Below are 16,199 nucleotides of genomic sequence, written 5' to 3'. Positions count from 1 at the left end.
TCGAAAGCGGGTTTATTTTCTGGAGAATGGCGATAATATTATTTTTAAGATCGAATAGGAACTCTTATCAGATCATAAATTTCAAAAAAAATTCGGCCAATTTAGCCGCCCTTTTTCACCAGATAATGAAATTCTTTATTGCCGTTTTCATCCAGACACTCTTCCTGCAACAGCAATTCATGTCCCAAGTGCATGCAAAATTTTGGAATATCCCAAGAGGTTGAATTATCGGTAGCAAACACCTCAACCACATCACCGGCTTTAGATTTACGAATGGCCTGATGCAACATCATGACTGGCTCAGGACAGCGTAAACCTCGGGTATTTAATTGCAGGCTTGGGATAATTTCAGTTGGGGGCATCGATAGACTCAAGAGTGGAAGACTGAAAATATTTTAGCATAATCCCGCTCGGGCATTGCGGCTTTGCCAAAGTACACACGACTAAACGCAGCCCTGACTGATACGATCATGCCTGCACATCATATTTACAATAGACAAGCGTATTTTCTGCGGTATGATAAAACCACGTTTTTTTAGATATTAAGAGTCTTCAGGAAAAATCATGCACGAGGAATCAGGCCCGTCGTGGGGTATGCGCGGCTTACGTAAATGGCTGGGAACTGCACCCGAAACTCGCGACGAACTGCTAAAATTAGTACAAGATTCACGTCGATTTTTAGAACCCGATACTGTTGCCATGCTTGAAGGTGTACTTGACCTTCCGGCAACCAAAATTCGCGAAGTCATGACGCCTCGCACGTCGATGATCAGCTTACAGGAAGATGACCAACTGCTGGATATCCTGCATGTGTTGGTCGAATCTGCGCATTCGCGTTTTCCGGTCTTTTCCTCCGATCAAACCGATAATGTGGTCGGCATTCTATTGGCCAAGGATTTATTGCCTTTTCTGACCGAACCAACCTCCAAAGTCGATATTCGCGCACTGATGCGTCAACCCTTATTTGTACCAGAGAGCGCCCGTTCCGATCAGGTGCTGCGGATGCTGAAAAACACCCAGACCCATATTGCCGTGGTGATTGATGAATACGGCACCACCTCGGGTCTGGTCACGCTGGAAGATATTCTGGAAGAAATTGTTGGTGAAATTGAAGATGAACATGACAATGCCGATGAAGAGGCACAATTCATTGTTCCGGATAACGATCCAAACACCGCCAATACCTGGATAGTACAAGCTCTGACCCCGATTGAGCATTTCAATAATATGCTGGATGCGAATTTTTCTGACGATGAAGTGGAAACCATGGGTGGCTTGTTATTACAGGAAATTGGTCTGGTGAACGATCTTGAAGGCCAGACCATTGAACTGGAAAACTGGCAATTTACCATTCTTGAAGCAGATTCACGCTCTATTCACCTAATTCGAGCCGTGCGCCAATGAGAGCGTATTTCGACAAGCTGTTGAGTTCTGATCAACAGCAAAAACCGTTGCCGCTGATCTATCCTGTTTTAATTGCTTTATTTGCAGGTGCTATCTTCAGTTTGGCATTGGCTCCCTATCATTACTGGTGGCTGGCCATCCTGTCTCCGGCACTACTCTATGCCTGCCTGCGTGGACGTAGTGCCAAACAGGCCTTTGGAATTGGCTGGGCCTATGGAATTGGCCTATGGTTTGTGGGCGCATTCTGGCTGTATACCTCAATTCATGTCTACGGCGATACCAGTGCATTTCTCAGTGTTGTAATGATCTTGATCATGGCACTGGTGATGGGCCTGTTTAGCGCCGTTCAAACCTTTGTCTATCGCCGCTTTTTCCCGGAAACCCCTTTGACCTTTGCCCCGCTTTGGGTTCTGTTTGAATGGTCTAAAACCTGGGTCTTTACCGGTTTCCCGTGGTTGTTTGCCGGCTATGCCTTTACCGAACGCTACCTAGATGCCTATGCACCTCTGTTTGGGGTGTTTGGGGTATCTTTTGTCGTGATTATTCTGGCCTGTACACTGGTCGAAATTCTGAACCGACGTCTGTTCTGGGCGGTTCCTGCTGCAATTTTACTATTCGGTGCCTGGGGCGCGGCTCAATTGAGTTTTGTGCAACCAAAGAATGAAAAGCCGCTTACGGTTTCTCTGATTCAGGGCAATATTCCGCAAGATCTGAAATGGCTGACTGAATATCAGGTAAAAACTTTATTGATTTATGCCAATCTGAGCAAGACCGAATGGGGCCGTGACCTGATTGTCTGGCCAGAGTCCTCGATTCCGATGTTCCAGACCGATATTGAAGCTTTTCTCGAAGCGATGAAAGTACAGGCTGAAAAATCCGGTACGGCTTGGGTGACCGGCATTCCGTATTGGGACTTACCAGAATCACAGGCTGCGGGTTATCCGAAATATTACAACAGCATTATGGCCACGGGTGATGAGTCGGATGGTTTGTATAAAAAACAGCGCCTGGTGCCCTTTGGTGAATATATCCCGCTGTCAGGCTGGTTAAGCTGGGTATTGCCAGGTTTACAGAATGATCCCTCTATGAGCGGCTTTACCCGTGGTGCGGACAATCAAAAACCATTGAATGTGAAAAACCATCCTTTAGGTTCCGCAATTTGTTATGAGGTTGCTTATCCAAACCTGACACGCCGCAATGCCAGTCAAAGTGACTTTTTAGTTACGGTCTCGAACGATGCCTGGTTTACCGGCACGGCAGGACCTTTGCAGCATCTACAAATGGTGCAAATGCGCGCTAAGGAAAATGGCCGATGGTTTATCCGTGCCACCAATACCGGCGTGACCGCCTTTATTGACCACAATGGCCATATTGTGAAAAAAGCCCCGATGGATCAGGAAGCGGTACTGCGGGGTGAACTTCCAGCCATGCAAGGCGAAACACCTTATATGAAACTGAGTGATTGGCCGGTGATGATCTTCTCGATTCTGCTCTTGCTGGTGGGCTGGCGCTTCCGTCCCCGTAAAGTGGATGTCAGCTTTAAGTCGAGAAGATAATTTCTCCAAGTCCCTCTTTTACAAAAGGGGATTTAGGGGGATTACTAGATATAACATCTTATCAATCTCTCCTAAGCTCCCTTTACGAAAGGGACGGACACTCAAGGCAATAAAAAACCGAGGTCAATGCCTCGGTTTTTTATATTTCAAATTTTAGAACTGAACTGCTAGATAAGAAATCATACTGGCGAGGGATAACATCGGAAGATAGCGGTAAGTTTGCACCATCATATTTTCGAATACAGACATCTGCCGTTGTTTTAATTGCAATACCGAGGCTTTCAATGCCGACCAGAAACACAATGCAAATAATGAACTCATCAAACTGATGGCAAAAAAACCTACCATAATCTGGCTGCTACCCTCGGTAGTCTGCCATAAATGCAGAATGCCCTGACTAATCGGTAACATGCTTAAAACCAAAAGAACAGATTTCAGCATCGACCAATGAAATTGGTTTATTTCATCCCCTAAGATTAATGCTTTCATATTCTTCTCCGTTGGCTCGTCAAGTGCCGTTCAGATCATTATGAGCCTTTTTGGGTAAATAGAAAGTCTATATTTATTCATACTTTATGATAATTGTAATAGATAAATATGGGAATAATTCTTATTATAACTCGCATATACAAATTATTAATTAATTACAATAAATATCAAAAACTTAGATTATAACTTATAATTAAGCGTTATTATCACTTCACTTAGTATTGAAAACATCTATTAAGTGAAGTGATATATTCCATCTATTGAGAGTTTATATTGATTCTCAATCAAGGCTGATAATAAATATCAGCATCGGTGCCTTCACCACCCGACTGACCATCTGCACCGAATGAATACAGATCAAAAGTACGACCATTTGTGCCCGGCATCACATATTGCAGATCATTATCCCAACTGTCTTTAGGATAGCCGCCCTTGACATAGCCGCCCGGCAACCAGTTTTTCGCAGTCGCTGGCTGATTCACCAGTGCATCCAGACCACCTTCCTGCATGCTTGGATATTTGCCATTGTCCAGCTTATATTGGTCCAGTGAACCAGCAATACTCTGTAACTTGATCACAGTGGTATCCACTTTGGCCTTTTCACCGCGTCCCATCACGTTCGGTACAATCAGTGCAGCAAGCACACCGAGAATCACAATCACCACCATCACTTCGATTAAGGTAAAGCCCGTCTGTTTATTTAATTGATTCCTTTTCATTCAATCTCTCTCATTCATTTGCATCATTCACAACATTCAATTTAATTTTAATACCACAGGAATTTTAACTTGATTCTGTTTAAATCATATTATTCATATTGACGATTGGCAGCATCACCGCAATCACAATGACCAAAACAATACTGGCCATTAGCACCAGCATTAAAGGTTCCAATAAGGCCAGTAAAGTCGAAATCAGCGTGGTGACTTCCCGATCCTGCATCTGTGATGCACGCTCCAGCATGCGATCCAGTTCGCCCGAGGCTTCGCCACTTTTGATCATTTGTACCATCATCGGCGGAAAATAACCACTGCGCTCCAGCTGGGTTGCCAGGTTGCCGCCTTCGGTGACTTTTTCCGCTGCCAGATTGACCGCATCACGAATCACCCAGTTATTACTGACTGCAGCGCCAATCCGTAGGGCATCGACCAGAGGCACGCCTGACTGGGTCAAAATGGATAAGGTACTGGCAAAACGTGCGGCATTAATCCCGCGTGATAATTTTCCAAATAAAGGCAGTTTCAGGGTTAAACGGTCGAAGGCATAATGCCCGGCTGTGGTTCTTAAGAATCGTATCAGCAGGGAGATGCCCAAGAAACCGCCAACCAAGAGAAATGGCCACGCAATACGAATAAAATCACTGGCTTTCATCAAGGCGACCGTAATCCACGGTAAGGCATCTTTGCTTTGATCAAAAGTCTTGACGATATCTGGCACCACATAAGTCATCAGCCCCATCACGATGGCAAAAGACATCAGCATCAAAATAATTGGATAGACCATCGCGCCTTGAATTTTTTTCTGCATGGCAAAACGGTTTTCGGTATAGTCAGCCAATTGATCCAGAATCAGATCCAGATGCCCGGAACGTTCACCGGCCGCAATGGTGGCAATATACAATTCTGGAAACCGCCCGGACTGTTGCAGACCCTGCGCCAGACTATGCCCCTCCAGAACCTTGGAACGCACCGACATCAGCAGATTTTGTACATGTACTTTTTCGCTTTGCTTGCCGACGGCGCGGATGGCTTCTTCCAGCGGAATCGCGGCGGCGACCAGGACAGATAATTGCCGGGTCATTAAGGCCAGATCATAAGCGGTAATGCTTTTTTCAAACCATTTCCGCCGATCATGTTTGTCTTTTTTCTCGACAGGATCAACAGAGACCGGAATAAGTGCTTTATCCCTTAACTGTTGCCGGATCTGACGTGCAGAATCCCCCTCCAGCACGCCTTTTTGCTGCTTTCCTGAAGCATCAAGCGCAATAAACTGATATGCAGGCATTGTAATGCTCTAATTTTCCAAAATTTTGCTTAACGCTGTTGCGTCAGACCACCGAAATCATTCATATTCTTTGATATAAATTATCTGCTCACTCTACCATAATCGAACTTTAAGCACGACGAAATTTCTTCAGGATATCCAGCACCAGACATGCAAAATTCTCATACCGATTCTAGTCCACTTTGTCGCGTACGCGTTGCTGTACCTGTGCATGTATTCGATTGTTTTGATTACAGTATGAATGCAGAACAATTTGAGCAGGCCCAGGTCGGCGCACGCGTATTGGTATCTTTTGGACGACAGAATCTGGTTGGGGTGATTATCGAAAAGCTCTCCGCAGATACTCCGGTCGACCCACGTTTTAAACTCAAGCCTGTCACTGAATTGCTGGATGAACGTGCCATCATAGACCCTAAAGTTTTAAGTTTGTTGACATGGTCGGCACAGTATTATCAGTTTCCGATGGGTGAAGTGGTGCACAGTGCCCTGCCAACGCTGTTACGCCAAGGTAAGCCTTATAACCTGCTGGCCCGCACCTGGAAACTTCTGAACCCTGATGCTGAAGCTAAAATACGCCGTTCGGAAAAGCAGCAGGAAGCCTACCGGATTTTAAAACTGCATCCGGTTGGCACCACTGAAAATGTATTGAATTTGGCCGGAATTGAAACTGCGACCTTAAAAGCACTGGAGAAAAAAGAGATTTGTACCTGTGTGCTGGAGCCACAAGATTTCACTCCACAGCCGATGCAATTGGCGCAAATGCCGCTGACCGCTAATCCTGAACAGAAACATGCCATTGATCAGGTATTAAAGTATCGCAATCAATATCAGGCTTTTTTACTGGATGGTCTGACCGGCAGCGGCAAAACCGAAGTCTATCTACAAATCATGCAACAGGTGCTGAAACAGGGCAAGCAGGTTTTGGTGCTGGTGCCGGAAATTGGTCTGACCCCGCAAACCATCAGCCGTTTCCAGTCGCGTTTTCAGTGTCATATCGCGCTATTGCATTCAGGCCTAAACGATACAAAACGTCTGCAAGCCTGGCAGGCAGCAGAGACTGGCAAAGCTTCAATCATCCTCGGCACACGTTCCGCCATCTATACCCCCATACCGAATTTAGGTCTGATCATTCTGGATGAAGAACATGATTTGTCTTTTAAGCAGCAGGAAGGCTTCCGCTATCATGCCCGCGATGTGGCGCTGTACCGCGGCCATTTACAGCAATGTCCAGTGCTGCTGGGATCAGCGACGCCAAGCATTGACAGTTATGCGCTGGTTGAACATGGCAAAATGCAGGTGCTGGAGCTGAATCAACGTGCCGGCACAGCCTTAATGCCGAAAATCCATATTTTGGATTTAAAGGTGGCACAGAAAAAGCATGGCATCAGTCTGCAACTGATTCAGGACATCAAAAAGCGTCTGGAGAAAAAAGAACAGGTACTGATCTTTTTAAACCGCCGTGGCTATGCCCCCGTCCTGCTTTGTGGCAGTTGTGGCTGGCAGGCACAATGTCCGCACTGCGATGCCAATTTTACTGTGCATCGCCAGCCTTATCAGCATCTGCATTGCCATCACTGTGGCACCATTCACCGGATGCCGGAGCACTGTCCGCAGTGTCAGCATCAGGAACTGGTCACACTGGGTATGGGCACTGGCAAGGTCGAAGAACATCTGAATGAACTTTTTCCGGATCATGAAGTGATTCGGGTCGATCGCGATTCCACAAGCCGGGTGGGTAGCTGGCAAAAAATCTATGACAAGATTCAAAAAAGTGAACCCGCGATTCTGCTCGGCACCCAGATGCTGGCCAAAGGGCATCATTTTCCTTATGTGACGCTGGTGGCGATTCTGGATATTGATTCCGGTCTGCTCAGTGTGGATTTTCGTGCCACCGAACGTACCGCACAACTGATCGTTCAGGTCTCAGGCCGGGCCGGACGTGGTGAACACAAAGGCGATGTCTATTTGCAGACGCTCAGACCGGATCATGCCCTGCTGAATACCTTGGTCAATGAAAATTATCGTGTGTTTGCCCAGCAGACCTTAAAGGAACGGCAAATTGCCCAGATGCCGCCCTATCGTTATGCCATCCTGATTCGCTGCGAATCCAAGGATCAGGCACAAAATACCGAATTCTTACAGAAACATGCGGCATTCCTCAGGCAATATCCTGATCTGGTGCTGGACATCTGGGGGCCCATTCCTGCGCCGATGGAACGTAAGGCTGGGCGCTATCAGTCGCATATGGTGCTTTTGTCAGCAGATCGTCCACGTTTGCATTACTATGTGCGCAGCTGGTGGCAGAATATGCTGCAGGACAAACCTTCCAGCATGAAGCTGACGCTGGACATTGACCCGCAAGAACTCAGCTAAGAGAATTGCATCTGAGTCCATGTCCGGGACATACGCATCAACGTCTTGATCAAGCATAAAATTTAGGACAGGAAAATGTCGATACTGTTACAAATAACACTGGTTTTGGTGGTCGCACTTTTAATAGTGCCACTGAGTAAAAGGCTCAGACTACCAAGCGTACTGGGCTATCTGTTAACAGGACTGATCTTAAGTCCCGGTATTTTGCATCTGATTCAGACTCCAGACCTGATGAACAGTTTCATGAACGTCAGCCTGTTGGCACTGCTGTTCTGGATCGGGCTGCAACTCAGACCACAACGCATCGCCCAGATCAGTCAATCTCTGTGGATGACGGCTGCTTTGCAGGTACTAATGAGTACCTTGATTTTTAGCCTGCTGGCCTGGATTTTTCTACAACAAAGCCTGCTTGCCAGTATTGTGATTGGACTTGCTGGCAGTCTGTCAGCCATGACCTTGGTGATTCAACAACTCCACAATCAGGAACAGTTTGCCACCAGCTATGGTCAACAGACCTATTCAATCCTGCTGCTGCATGCCCTGCTGGCCATTCCTGTGATTGCCGCCATTCCTTTATTTAGCGGAATTGCCTCGACCGAACACGGAGTGGCTTATTTTGCCGCAATGATCACCACTTTTACCGGCTTGTTCCTGTGTAATCGCTATCTGATGCAACCACTATATCGCTGGATTGCAAAAAGTGGCCGTCACGAACTGCATGCCATTGTTGCGATTGCGGTAACTTTGGCACTGCTGCTCTTGATGAATACGCTTGGACTGAATCTGTTTCTTGGCGCTTTATTTGCCGGGATTTTACTGGCAGATTCAGATTTCCGGCCCGCGGTAGAAAGCACCATTCGGCCTTTTCAGGGCTTATTGATGGGCCTAGCCTTTATCAGTCTGGGCATGTCATTACAGCTATCTGATCTGTTGAATTTCCTCTGGATCATTCTCGGTGGCACTTTCACTTTGATCTTGGTCAAGTTTGCAATCAGTTTGGTATTGGCGCGTTATCATCAAAATAGCTGGCGCAACAGTAGCTTGCTGGCAGCCAGCCTGGCACAAGGTGGCGAGTTTGCCTTGCTGGCGCTGGTGATTGCGGTATCCGACCAGATCATCGCAGCCAATCTGCTGTCTCCCTTGCTCTGGATGGTGAGTTTCTCATTATTACTTAGCCCGGCATTTTACTGGTTATTACACAGTCAGGTTTTACCGCGTCTGGATCAAAACAATCATCTGGCTGCGACCTTTGAAACCGATTCCAGTCCTCAAGCCAGCCCCCCTATTTTGCTGATTGGATTTGGCCGCTTTGGACAAATTATTGCCCGGATTTTACTGCAACAACAGCATGTATTTAGTGTCATGGACAGCAATGTGCCAGCCACTGAACTGCTTGCGCAGTATCAGATTCCTTTCTATCAGGCCGATGCGACAGAGCCAGAAACTTTGGCACATGCAGGAATTGCGATGGCCCAGCAAGTGATTATTGCCATTGATGATATTGAAGATTCGATGCTGATCGTGCGGCATATCCGGCTGAATTATCCTGAAACTTGTTTATGGGTACGCGCACGTGATCGTCATCATGTGCATCTGTTACAGGATTTAGGTGTAGAGAAAATCTGGCGTGAAAACTACTTTTCAGCACTGGAAATGAGTGAGGCTTTGTTAAGCCACTTGAATACTGCTCCGGAAGAAAGTCAGCAACAGATTGAATACTTCCGCGCACATGATGAAAAATTACTCAACAGTCAATACCATCTAGATTCGGATCAACACGCAAGTTATGAACATCACCGCAGTAGCTTGGCAGAACTCGAACATCTGTTTGCGCAGGATCAACGCAACAAAGTTCAAAAAACAGATACACAGCCGCAACAGGATACAAACGGCGCAGGAATTGATGCGTTAAGAGATGATCTGTCATAACTTGTGTTTTACAATAATGACACCATTAAAGCAGGGTTATGGAGAATTTTATGTCTGATTTACGCCAACGCTTTTTTATTGAAGATAGCCCTGTTCGTGGTGAAGTGGTGCATCTTGAAGAAGCTTTACAAACCATTTTAGCGCAACGTGACTATGCACCTGCGGTCAAGATTCTGTTGGGTGAAATGCTCACTGCGACTGCACTGCTTGCCAGCACCTTGAAGATTAAAGGGCGTATCAGCCTGCAAATTCAGGCATCAGGCACATTTAAATGGGCAATGGCTGAATGCAACCACTTGGGTGAAGTTCGCGCTTTGGCGGACTATGAAGAAGATCCGCACTTTCTGGTGGGTGAAGATAGCAGCACCATCTTAAAGTCACTGGTTTCTCCAGTGCTGTTTATCAATATCGAACCAGAATTTGGTGAGCGTTATCAAGGTATTGTGCCGCTGGACAAAGAAAATCTGGCTGGCTGCCTCATGCAGTATTATGACCTGTCTGCACAGATTCCAACGCGCATTGTACTGGCAAGCGACCATCAGCGCGCCGGTGGTTTACTGATTCAGCTATTGCCACGGAATAGTGAAGAAGAACAGCGCCGTGTTGATGAAGATTTATGGCCGCGTCTGACCATGCTCACTGAAACCTTGAAAACTGAAGAACTAATCGGCCTGCAAGCCACTGACATTCTTTACCGTTTATATAATGAAGAAGAAGTGCGCTTGCCAGAAACTGAAGCCTTGAAATTTGGCTGTACCTGCTCTAAAGAGCGCTGTGCAGTGGCCTTACAACAGATTGGCGTAGAATCAATACGTGAAACACTGGAATTCCAGAATCCGATCAAAATGGATTGTCAGTTCTGTAATAGCCAATATACCTTTACAGCCGAAGAGGCCTTAGGTCTATGTGGTGAACATCTAAGCTAAGCGGTGCTAAGTATGGATTTAAAAAAGCATTCCTCAGGAGTGCTTTTTTATGTTTTAAAATTTACATGACGAAGCTCAACAGAGCATATTTACCTCCAGTAGAAAACCTGCCTATTCACTGAATCAGATCCTCAGATAAACCCCACCCCAAAATCCCATTTAAATTATAAGACTATTCACATTAACAAAGACCAAATAATCATCGTTTTAAAAAAATTATGAGAATACAATCACATTTTATAGTATTGATTTAATTATGCTTTTAAAATAAATTAGAGTAATAATTCTAAAATGAATACAGTATCAAATTTAACAGGTATGTTATGAAAAAATTATTGAACACTCTAGTGATGGGGATAAGTTTGGCTGCGGTTTCTAGCTTGGCCTTTGCCTATGAAGATCCATTAGTGGGTAAATGGAAAACCATTGATGATCAATCAGGCTATTCTCGTGCGGATGTAGAAGTTCGTAAGAAAGCGGATGGTAGCTATGAAGGAATAATTGTCGCAACACGTAGCCTGCCTGGCGCGGAGAAAATGGGCATCTGTCATAAATGTCCAGGTCAGCTCAAAGATAAACCGTTTATAGGCCTGCCGTTTATCTGGGATTTTAAAGCAGATCCGAAAAAGCCACGTGAATACCATGACGGCAAAGTGCTTGATCCGATCAGTGGCAAAATTTACAAAGGCAAAGCACGCCTAAGTGCCAATGGCAAACGTCTAACCTTGCGTGGTTATGTCGGTGTCTCAGTAATTGGCCGCAGTGTAACCTGGATAAAACATTAATTTCAGAAAGATTTTCAAAGCCTCTGTATCAGGGGCTTTTTCTTTGTCATGTTTTGAAACAATAAGGTACAAATAAAAACTGTTTTGGCGCAGCTAAAGTCATAATAATGGATCGAAGACGGTTATTTTTTATCCATTTATGATGATCAATCTTCAGCCTTGTTTAATTCTGTCATCAGGTCTGCTTTGCTGTCCTCATAGGGCAGCGTATATTCAACACAGGAAAGTGTTTGAACACACTCGGTCAATAAAACATAAAACTATAAAAACAGCGTTCACTTTCACCTTCTCTTATTCGCGCGTTCCTGATGCATTGAATACCGGAACATACCGATTTTTTTCTCGTGATCATTTGAGTCATCACTCTGAGTCTGCATATCCGAAGAATAGAAAGCGTTTTACTTCAGTACCTTTTCATTCTCTCAATTTTGCACACTTGGCTGTTTAAGGAGTAGAGCCATGACTACAATTCAGTACCAAGAAAGCTTTTCACAGGACTATACCCCGTCAGAAATTATGGACGATCACTCATTTGACCTCATCCACTTCGCAGAAGCATGCGGACAAAGTCCGGAATGGGTCATGCAATTGATTGAACATGGAATTCTGCCCGATCGTTCTCCTGTCACGCCAGCCAGCACTTTCCTCGGTGAGGATATTTCGCGTGCACAACGCGCCTATCGCCTGCAACGCGATTTTGATGCGTCATTTACCGCAGTCGCGATGATGCTGGACCTCATCGATGAAGTGCAGGAGTTACGCCGCGAGGTCAAACATTTGCATTTTAAGTAAGTCCTTTGATGCTCTGTCTATCTGCATCTTTCGCTGCAGATCAGGGCATATTTATTTTTAATTTGATGATTAGAGTATAAAAAGCGCTATGAAAACCAAAGATTGTAATAAAAAAATGAAATACATGTTTCCCGAATACCGCGACTTGATTGTGCAACTTCGCGAGGAAAATCCATACTTTGCCAAATTGTTTGAGGAACATAATGAGCTGGACAGGAAAATTAGTCAGCTTGAACTCGACCCGGTCAATCATATCAACAATGATATTGAAGCGATCAAGCGTAAAAAGCTAAAATTGAAAGATGAAATTTATCGTCTGCTAAAAAGTTCTGAAGCCGATCCCCTGACCTAAGATCAACTGCTTAATACAGACTCAGATCGTGCGACAATCGTTGACAGCCTGTGGGCGATTCAAACATTTTGGCCAGATGTGCGGAGATTTTCCGAAGCATAAAAAAAGCCCTGAACAGCCAAAGTAAGCACTTTGATCAAGCTCAGGGCTTTTGATATTTCATTCCCATGAGCTAACTCATGGGAATATTCAGATGATTAAACTTGTTCGATGTCTTTCATGGTCAATTTGATACGGCCACGGTTGTCAACGTCTGCAACCTGTACCTTCACTTCTTGACCTTCTTTCAATACATCTGCAACGTTCGCAATGCGTTCGTTCGAGATTTGAGAGATATGAAGTAAACCATCAGTACCCGGAAGAATATTCACGAACGCACCGAATTCAACGATACGAATCACTTTACCCACGTAAATTGTACCTGGTTCGATCTCAGCAGTTAATGCTTGAATCTTCGCAACTGCAGCAGCTGCTGCCGCTTTAGTTTCACCGAATACGCGAACTGTACCGTTATCTTCGATATCGATTGCAGCTTTCGTTTCTTCAGTAATCGCACGAATCGTCGCGCCGCCTTTACCGATTACATCACGGATTTTGTCCGGGTTGATGTTGATCACTTGGAATGTTGGTGCATGCATCGAAATTTCAGGACGAGCGCGTGAAATTACTTGGTTCATCTCATTAAGAATGTGCATACGACCGGCATAAGCCTGGTTCAATGCAGACTCCATGATCTCTTCAGTAATCCCTTCGATCTTGATGTCCATTTGCAGTGCAGTAATACCGTTTGCAGAACCTGCGACTTTAAAGTCCATGTCGCCAAGATGATCTTCATCACCCAGGATGTCAGAAAGAACTGCGAAACGCTCGCCTTCTTTCACTAGACCCATTGCAATACCCGCAACTGGTGCTTTAAGTGGCACACCTGCATCCATAAGTGATAGAGAAGCACCACATACAGAAGCCATTGAAGATGAACCGTTCGATTCTGTGATGTCAGATACGATACGGATCACGTACGGGAAGCGGTCAGCTGCAGGAAGAACTGCTTGAACACCACGACGTGCTAGACGACCGTGACCGATTTCACGACGCTTAGGACCAGATTCACGACCAGTTTCACCTACAGAGTATGCAGGGAAGTTGTAGTGAAGCATGAAGTTGTCAGTTTTAGTACCTGCAAGGGTATCAACCATCAACGCATCACGGGTATTACCCAAAGTTGTTGTAACCAATGCCTGAGTTTCACCACGTGTGAACAATGCAGAACCATGAGCACGACCTAATACGCCCACTTGTACATCGATTGCACGAACAGTTTTAGTATCACGACCATCAATACGTGGCTTACCAGACAAGATGTTGTCACGAACCGTGCGGTATTTAAGATCTTCGAAGAGTTCGTTTACTTCGTCAGCAATACCTGTTTCATCTTCTTCAGGAACGAATTGGGCAACAGCTTCTGCGTGAAGTGCATCAAGCGCCGCATAACGGTCTTGTTTCACAGCAATTGTGTAGGCTTCAGAGATTTTCGCTTCGAATGCATCTTTTAATTGACCAAGAAGCGCTTCATTTTTGCTTGGAGCAACCCAAGTTGACTCAACTGCGCCAGCTGCTGCAGCAAATTCTTTGATCGCTTGAATCGCGATTTGCATTTCGTCATGACCGAACAATACAGCGCCCAGCATTTGGTCTTCTGAAAGTTCTTTCGCTTCAGATTCAACCATCAATACTGCAGCTTCAGTACCTGCAACAACCAGATCAAGATCAGACTCTTTTAACTGTTCGTGGTTCGGGTTCAGGATGTATTCACCGTTGATCAAACCAACGCGAGCGCCGCCGATTGGACCACGGAAAGGCGTACCTGCAATCGACAATGCAGCAGAAGTACCCAGCATTGCAGCAATGTCAGCATCCATGGTTTTGTCAGATGAAATTACTGTTGCAGTCACTTGAATTTCGTTGAAGTAACCTTCTGGGAACAATGGACGAATTGGACGGTCGATCAGACGTGAAATTAAAGTTTCAGCTTCAGACTGACGGCCTTCACGCTTACCATAACCACCCGGGATACGGCCTGCAGCATATTGCTTTTCTTGGTAGTTAACAGTCAATGGGAAGAAGTCTTGACCGGCTTTTGCTTTAGGTTGCGCTACAACAGCAACAAGAACCTGTACGCCGCCCATGGTAATCACAACAGTGTTTGCTTGACGTGCAACGCGACCTGTTTCAAGAATCACGTTGTGTTGACCGAATTGGAATTCTTTACGAATAATATTAAACATCGACATGTTTTATTTTTTCCTAGTTCTTGTGAACAATTATTCTAGTGGAGACCCCTAAGGTTTGGCATTCACGACCATATAGACGAACAAATGACAAAGCTTAGAAGCCGACCTCACCAGATTAAATACTATTTTTAAACACAAAGAAGGAGCGAAACATTCGCCCCTTCCACTGGCCTAGCCAAAAGCTAAACCGACTTTAGTTTTCAGCAATAAAGCACAAAGCATGCAATAACCCGAAAATAAAGTTTAAATCGAATTAACGACGTAAACCTAAAGCACCGATCAATGCTACATAACGACCGTGGTCTTTACCATTTAGGTAGTCAAGCAGCTTACGACGTTGGTTAACCATACGGATTAGACCGCGACGGCTATGGTGGTCGTGTTTGTGCTCTTTGAAGTGACCTTGTAAGTCATTGATTTGAGCAGTCAAAAGAGCTACTTGAACTTCTGGTGAACCAGTGTCGTTTTCAGCGCGTGCGAATTTAGCAATGATCTCTGCGCGATCTGCGTTAGTTAAAGCCATTCGATTTCTCCGAGATGCTTATATATTTTGATAAAAATCAATGTAATGAGAATTCAAAACTTTGACTGCCGTGCATCACTACAGCAAGTTGCATATTTTAAGGGAAAATGCGCCAAATTGCAAAAATAGATCAGCACTTTTAAATGTTTTCAATCGGTGATTTATTTAAAGCGAAGCTGTTGTCCATTGATCCTGAGTTATTCAAGATCTGTACTGTTTTAAGCGAGATCATCTAGACCACTTAAATAGAGAAATCGACCTAAGCAATTAGAACGCTTTTTCTATTGTTTTAATGTACCGTCGTCTGTCTGAATAAAAAATAGATAAAAAAAAGCCCGAGTTTAGTCGGGCTTTTTGGCGCTGTAGTTCTTTCTCTTATCATTATTATTTATTGTGTTTTTTATAGCGTTTTACGCTTGTTATTATTTTCAAACATCCTGTTGAAAAATCACCTTCCTTGTGTGGTAGATTTTGCCATATTCTACAAAGACAAGTAGAGGCATTTAGCGTATCTTGCTGTAAGCTATTTCGTACAATAACTAGCCTAAAAGTTGCATAATATTACATTAATACCACTTTATTTAACCTAATTCGCTTAAATCCAGCCATTCCACAACAATATCCAACTTTAGAATTAAGGTAAATATCTAGGGCGTGTCATCAATTAGCTTGAGGAAAACCGCCTTGTCCCCATTATACTTTTATGACTAAACGCTATGCATTAAAAGATGAGCAGTGGGAACAGATTAAAGATCTGTTACCTGGACGAATGGGT

General features: G+C 44.7%; 14 protein-coding genes. 8 read left to right on the top strand and 6 right to left on the bottom strand.

The window, feature by feature from the left end:
* Positions 1–101 precede the first annotated feature (101 nt).
* Positions 102–362, bottom strand: a complete 261-nt coding sequence (gene tusA, locus FTU95_RS07420; RefSeq protein WP_100329307.1) for a sulfurtransferase TusA — start codon at positions 360–362, stop codon at positions 102–104.
* Positions 363–564: 202 nt separating this feature from the next.
* Here tusA and FTU95_RS07415 point away from each other — a divergent pair, with 202 nt between their 5' ends.
* Both FTU95_RS07415 and lnt read left to right on the top strand, forming a co-directional pair.
* Positions 565–1,404 carry an HlyC/CorC family transporter gene (locus tag FTU95_RS07415; protein ID WP_005095361.1) on the top strand — a complete coding sequence of 280 codons (840 nt, stop codon included), beginning with the start codon at positions 565–567 and terminating at the stop codon, positions 1,402–1,404.
* Entirely contained in the window at positions 1,401–2,960 is a 1,560-nt protein-coding gene (lnt, locus tag FTU95_RS07410) for an apolipoprotein N-acyltransferase (protein ID WP_100534675.1), read from the top strand. Before FTU95_RS07415 ends, lnt begins: the two co-directional genes overlap by 4 nt.
* A gap of 153 nt (positions 2,961–3,113) precedes the next feature.
* Here the strand turns inward: lnt and FTU95_RS07405 are convergent, their stop codons facing one another.
* The 3 genes from FTU95_RS07405 to gspF form a co-directional block, all read right to left on the bottom strand.
* Complete coding sequence (locus FTU95_RS07405) at positions 3,114–3,449, bottom strand: hypothetical protein (protein WP_005095358.1); 336 nt, start codon at positions 3,447–3,449, stop codon at positions 3,114–3,116.
* Between the two features lie 284 nt (positions 3,450–3,733).
* Complete coding sequence (gene gspG, locus FTU95_RS07400; protein WP_005095357.1) at positions 3,734–4,168, bottom strand: type II secretion system major pseudopilin GspG; 435 nt, start codon at positions 4,166–4,168, stop codon at positions 3,734–3,736.
* Positions 4,169–4,247: 79 nt separating this feature from the next.
* The gene (gspF, locus tag FTU95_RS07395; RefSeq protein WP_074383949.1) at positions 4,248–5,453 is read right to left on the bottom strand and encodes a type II secretion system inner membrane protein GspF; all 1,206 of its coding nucleotides are present in this window, start codon (positions 5,451–5,453) and stop codon (positions 4,248–4,250) included.
* 150 nt (positions 5,454–5,603) lie between these two features.
* On the opposite strand from gspF, the gene FTU95_RS07390 reads away from it, so the two are divergent.
* From FTU95_RS07390 to FTU95_RS07365, 6 genes are all read left to right on the top strand, one after another.
* Positions 5,604–7,826: a primosomal protein N' gene (locus FTU95_RS07390; protein WP_180078047.1), complete on the top strand. Its 2,223-nt coding sequence runs from the start codon at positions 5,604–5,606 to the stop codon at positions 7,824–7,826.
* 75 nt (positions 7,827–7,901) lie between these two features.
* Positions 7,902–9,755 (top strand): cation:proton antiporter, encoded by a 1,854-nt coding sequence (locus FTU95_RS07385; RefSeq protein WP_180078045.1) that lies wholly within the window; start codon positions 7,902–7,904, stop codon positions 9,753–9,755.
* A 50-nt stretch (positions 9,756–9,805) separates the two neighbouring features.
* On the top strand, positions 9,806–10,681 hold the full coding sequence (locus FTU95_RS07380) for an Hsp33 family molecular chaperone HslO (RefSeq protein WP_005095347.1): 876 nt from the start codon (positions 9,806–9,808) through the stop codon (positions 10,679–10,681).
* A 323-nt stretch (positions 10,682–11,004) separates the two neighbouring features.
* Positions 11,005–11,466: a DUF2147 domain-containing protein gene (locus tag FTU95_RS07375; RefSeq protein ID WP_005095344.1), complete on the top strand. Its 462-nt coding sequence runs from the start codon at positions 11,005–11,007 to the stop codon at positions 11,464–11,466.
* 459 nt (positions 11,467–11,925) lie between these two features.
* On the top strand, positions 11,926–12,258 hold the full coding sequence (locus FTU95_RS07370) for a chaperone modulator CbpM (protein WP_005095341.1): 333 nt from the start codon (positions 11,926–11,928) through the stop codon (positions 12,256–12,258).
* A gap of 88 nt (positions 12,259–12,346) precedes the next feature.
* Positions 12,347–12,610 (top strand): YdcH family protein, encoded by a 264-nt coding sequence (locus tag FTU95_RS07365; protein ID WP_005095339.1) that lies wholly within the window; start codon positions 12,347–12,349, stop codon positions 12,608–12,610.
* A gap of 197 nt (positions 12,611–12,807) precedes the next feature.
* Here FTU95_RS07365 and pnp read toward each other — a convergent pair whose 3' ends face one another.
* Together pnp and rpsO are read right to left on the bottom strand one after the other, a co-directional pair.
* A complete protein-coding gene (pnp, locus tag FTU95_RS07360) occupies positions 12,808–14,895 on the bottom strand; it encodes a polyribonucleotide nucleotidyltransferase (RefSeq protein WP_171063368.1) in 2,088 nt (695 codons plus the stop codon).
* 259 nt (positions 14,896–15,154) lie between these two features.
* Positions 15,155–15,424, bottom strand: coding sequence for a 30S ribosomal protein S15 (rpsO, locus tag FTU95_RS07355; protein WP_004637724.1), 270 nt, complete (start codon positions 15,422–15,424; stop codon positions 15,155–15,157).
* Positions 15,425–16,199: the final 775 nt, after the last annotated feature.

This window comes from Acinetobacter sp. YH12208, from assembly GCF_013418055.1.
Taxonomy (GTDB): domain Bacteria; phylum Pseudomonadota; class Gammaproteobacteria; order Pseudomonadales; family Moraxellaceae; genus Acinetobacter; species Acinetobacter pseudolwoffii.
Note: the sequence above shows the minus strand (reverse complement) of the source record. Positions and strands in the feature narration are given on the sequence as shown.

Coding starts and splice junctions, on each gene's coding strand:
- tusA (WP_100329307.1), bottom strand. CDS start 362: ATGCCCCCAACTGAAATTATCCCAAGCCTGCAATTAAATACCCGAGGT.
- FTU95_RS07415 (WP_005095361.1), top strand. CDS start 565: ATGCACGAGGAATCAGGCCCGTCGTGGGGTATGCGCGGCTTACGTAAA.
- lnt (WP_100534675.1), top strand. CDS start 1,401: ATGAGAGCGTATTTCGACAAGCTGTTGAGTTCTGATCAACAGCAAAAA.
- FTU95_RS07405 (WP_005095358.1), bottom strand. CDS start 3,449: ATGAAAGCATTAATCTTAGGGGATGAAATAAACCAATTTCATTGGTCG.
- gspG (WP_005095357.1), bottom strand. CDS start 4,168: ATGAAAAGGAATCAATTAAATAAACAGACGGGCTTTACCTTAATCGAA.
- gspF (WP_074383949.1), bottom strand. CDS start 5,453: ATGCCTGCATATCAGTTTATTGCGCTTGATGCTTCAGGAAAGCAGCAA.
- FTU95_RS07390 (WP_180078047.1), top strand. CDS start 5,604: ATGCAAAATTCTCATACCGATTCTAGTCCACTTTGTCGCGTACGCGTT.
- FTU95_RS07385 (WP_180078045.1), top strand. CDS start 7,902: ATGTCGATACTGTTACAAATAACACTGGTTTTGGTGGTCGCACTTTTA.
- FTU95_RS07380 (WP_005095347.1), top strand. CDS start 9,806: ATGTCTGATTTACGCCAACGCTTTTTTATTGAAGATAGCCCTGTTCGT.
- FTU95_RS07375 (WP_005095344.1), top strand. CDS start 11,005: ATGAAAAAATTATTGAACACTCTAGTGATGGGGATAAGTTTGGCTGCG.
- FTU95_RS07370 (WP_005095341.1), top strand. CDS start 11,926: ATGACTACAATTCAGTACCAAGAAAGCTTTTCACAGGACTATACCCCG.
- FTU95_RS07365 (WP_005095339.1), top strand. CDS start 12,347: ATGAAAACCAAAGATTGTAATAAAAAAATGAAATACATGTTTCCCGAA.
- pnp (WP_171063368.1), bottom strand. CDS start 14,895: ATGTTTAATATTATTCGTAAAGAATTCCAATTCGGTCAACACAACGTG.
- rpsO (WP_004637724.1), bottom strand. CDS start 15,424: ATGGCTTTAACTAACGCAGATCGCGCAGAGATCATTGCTAAATTCGCA.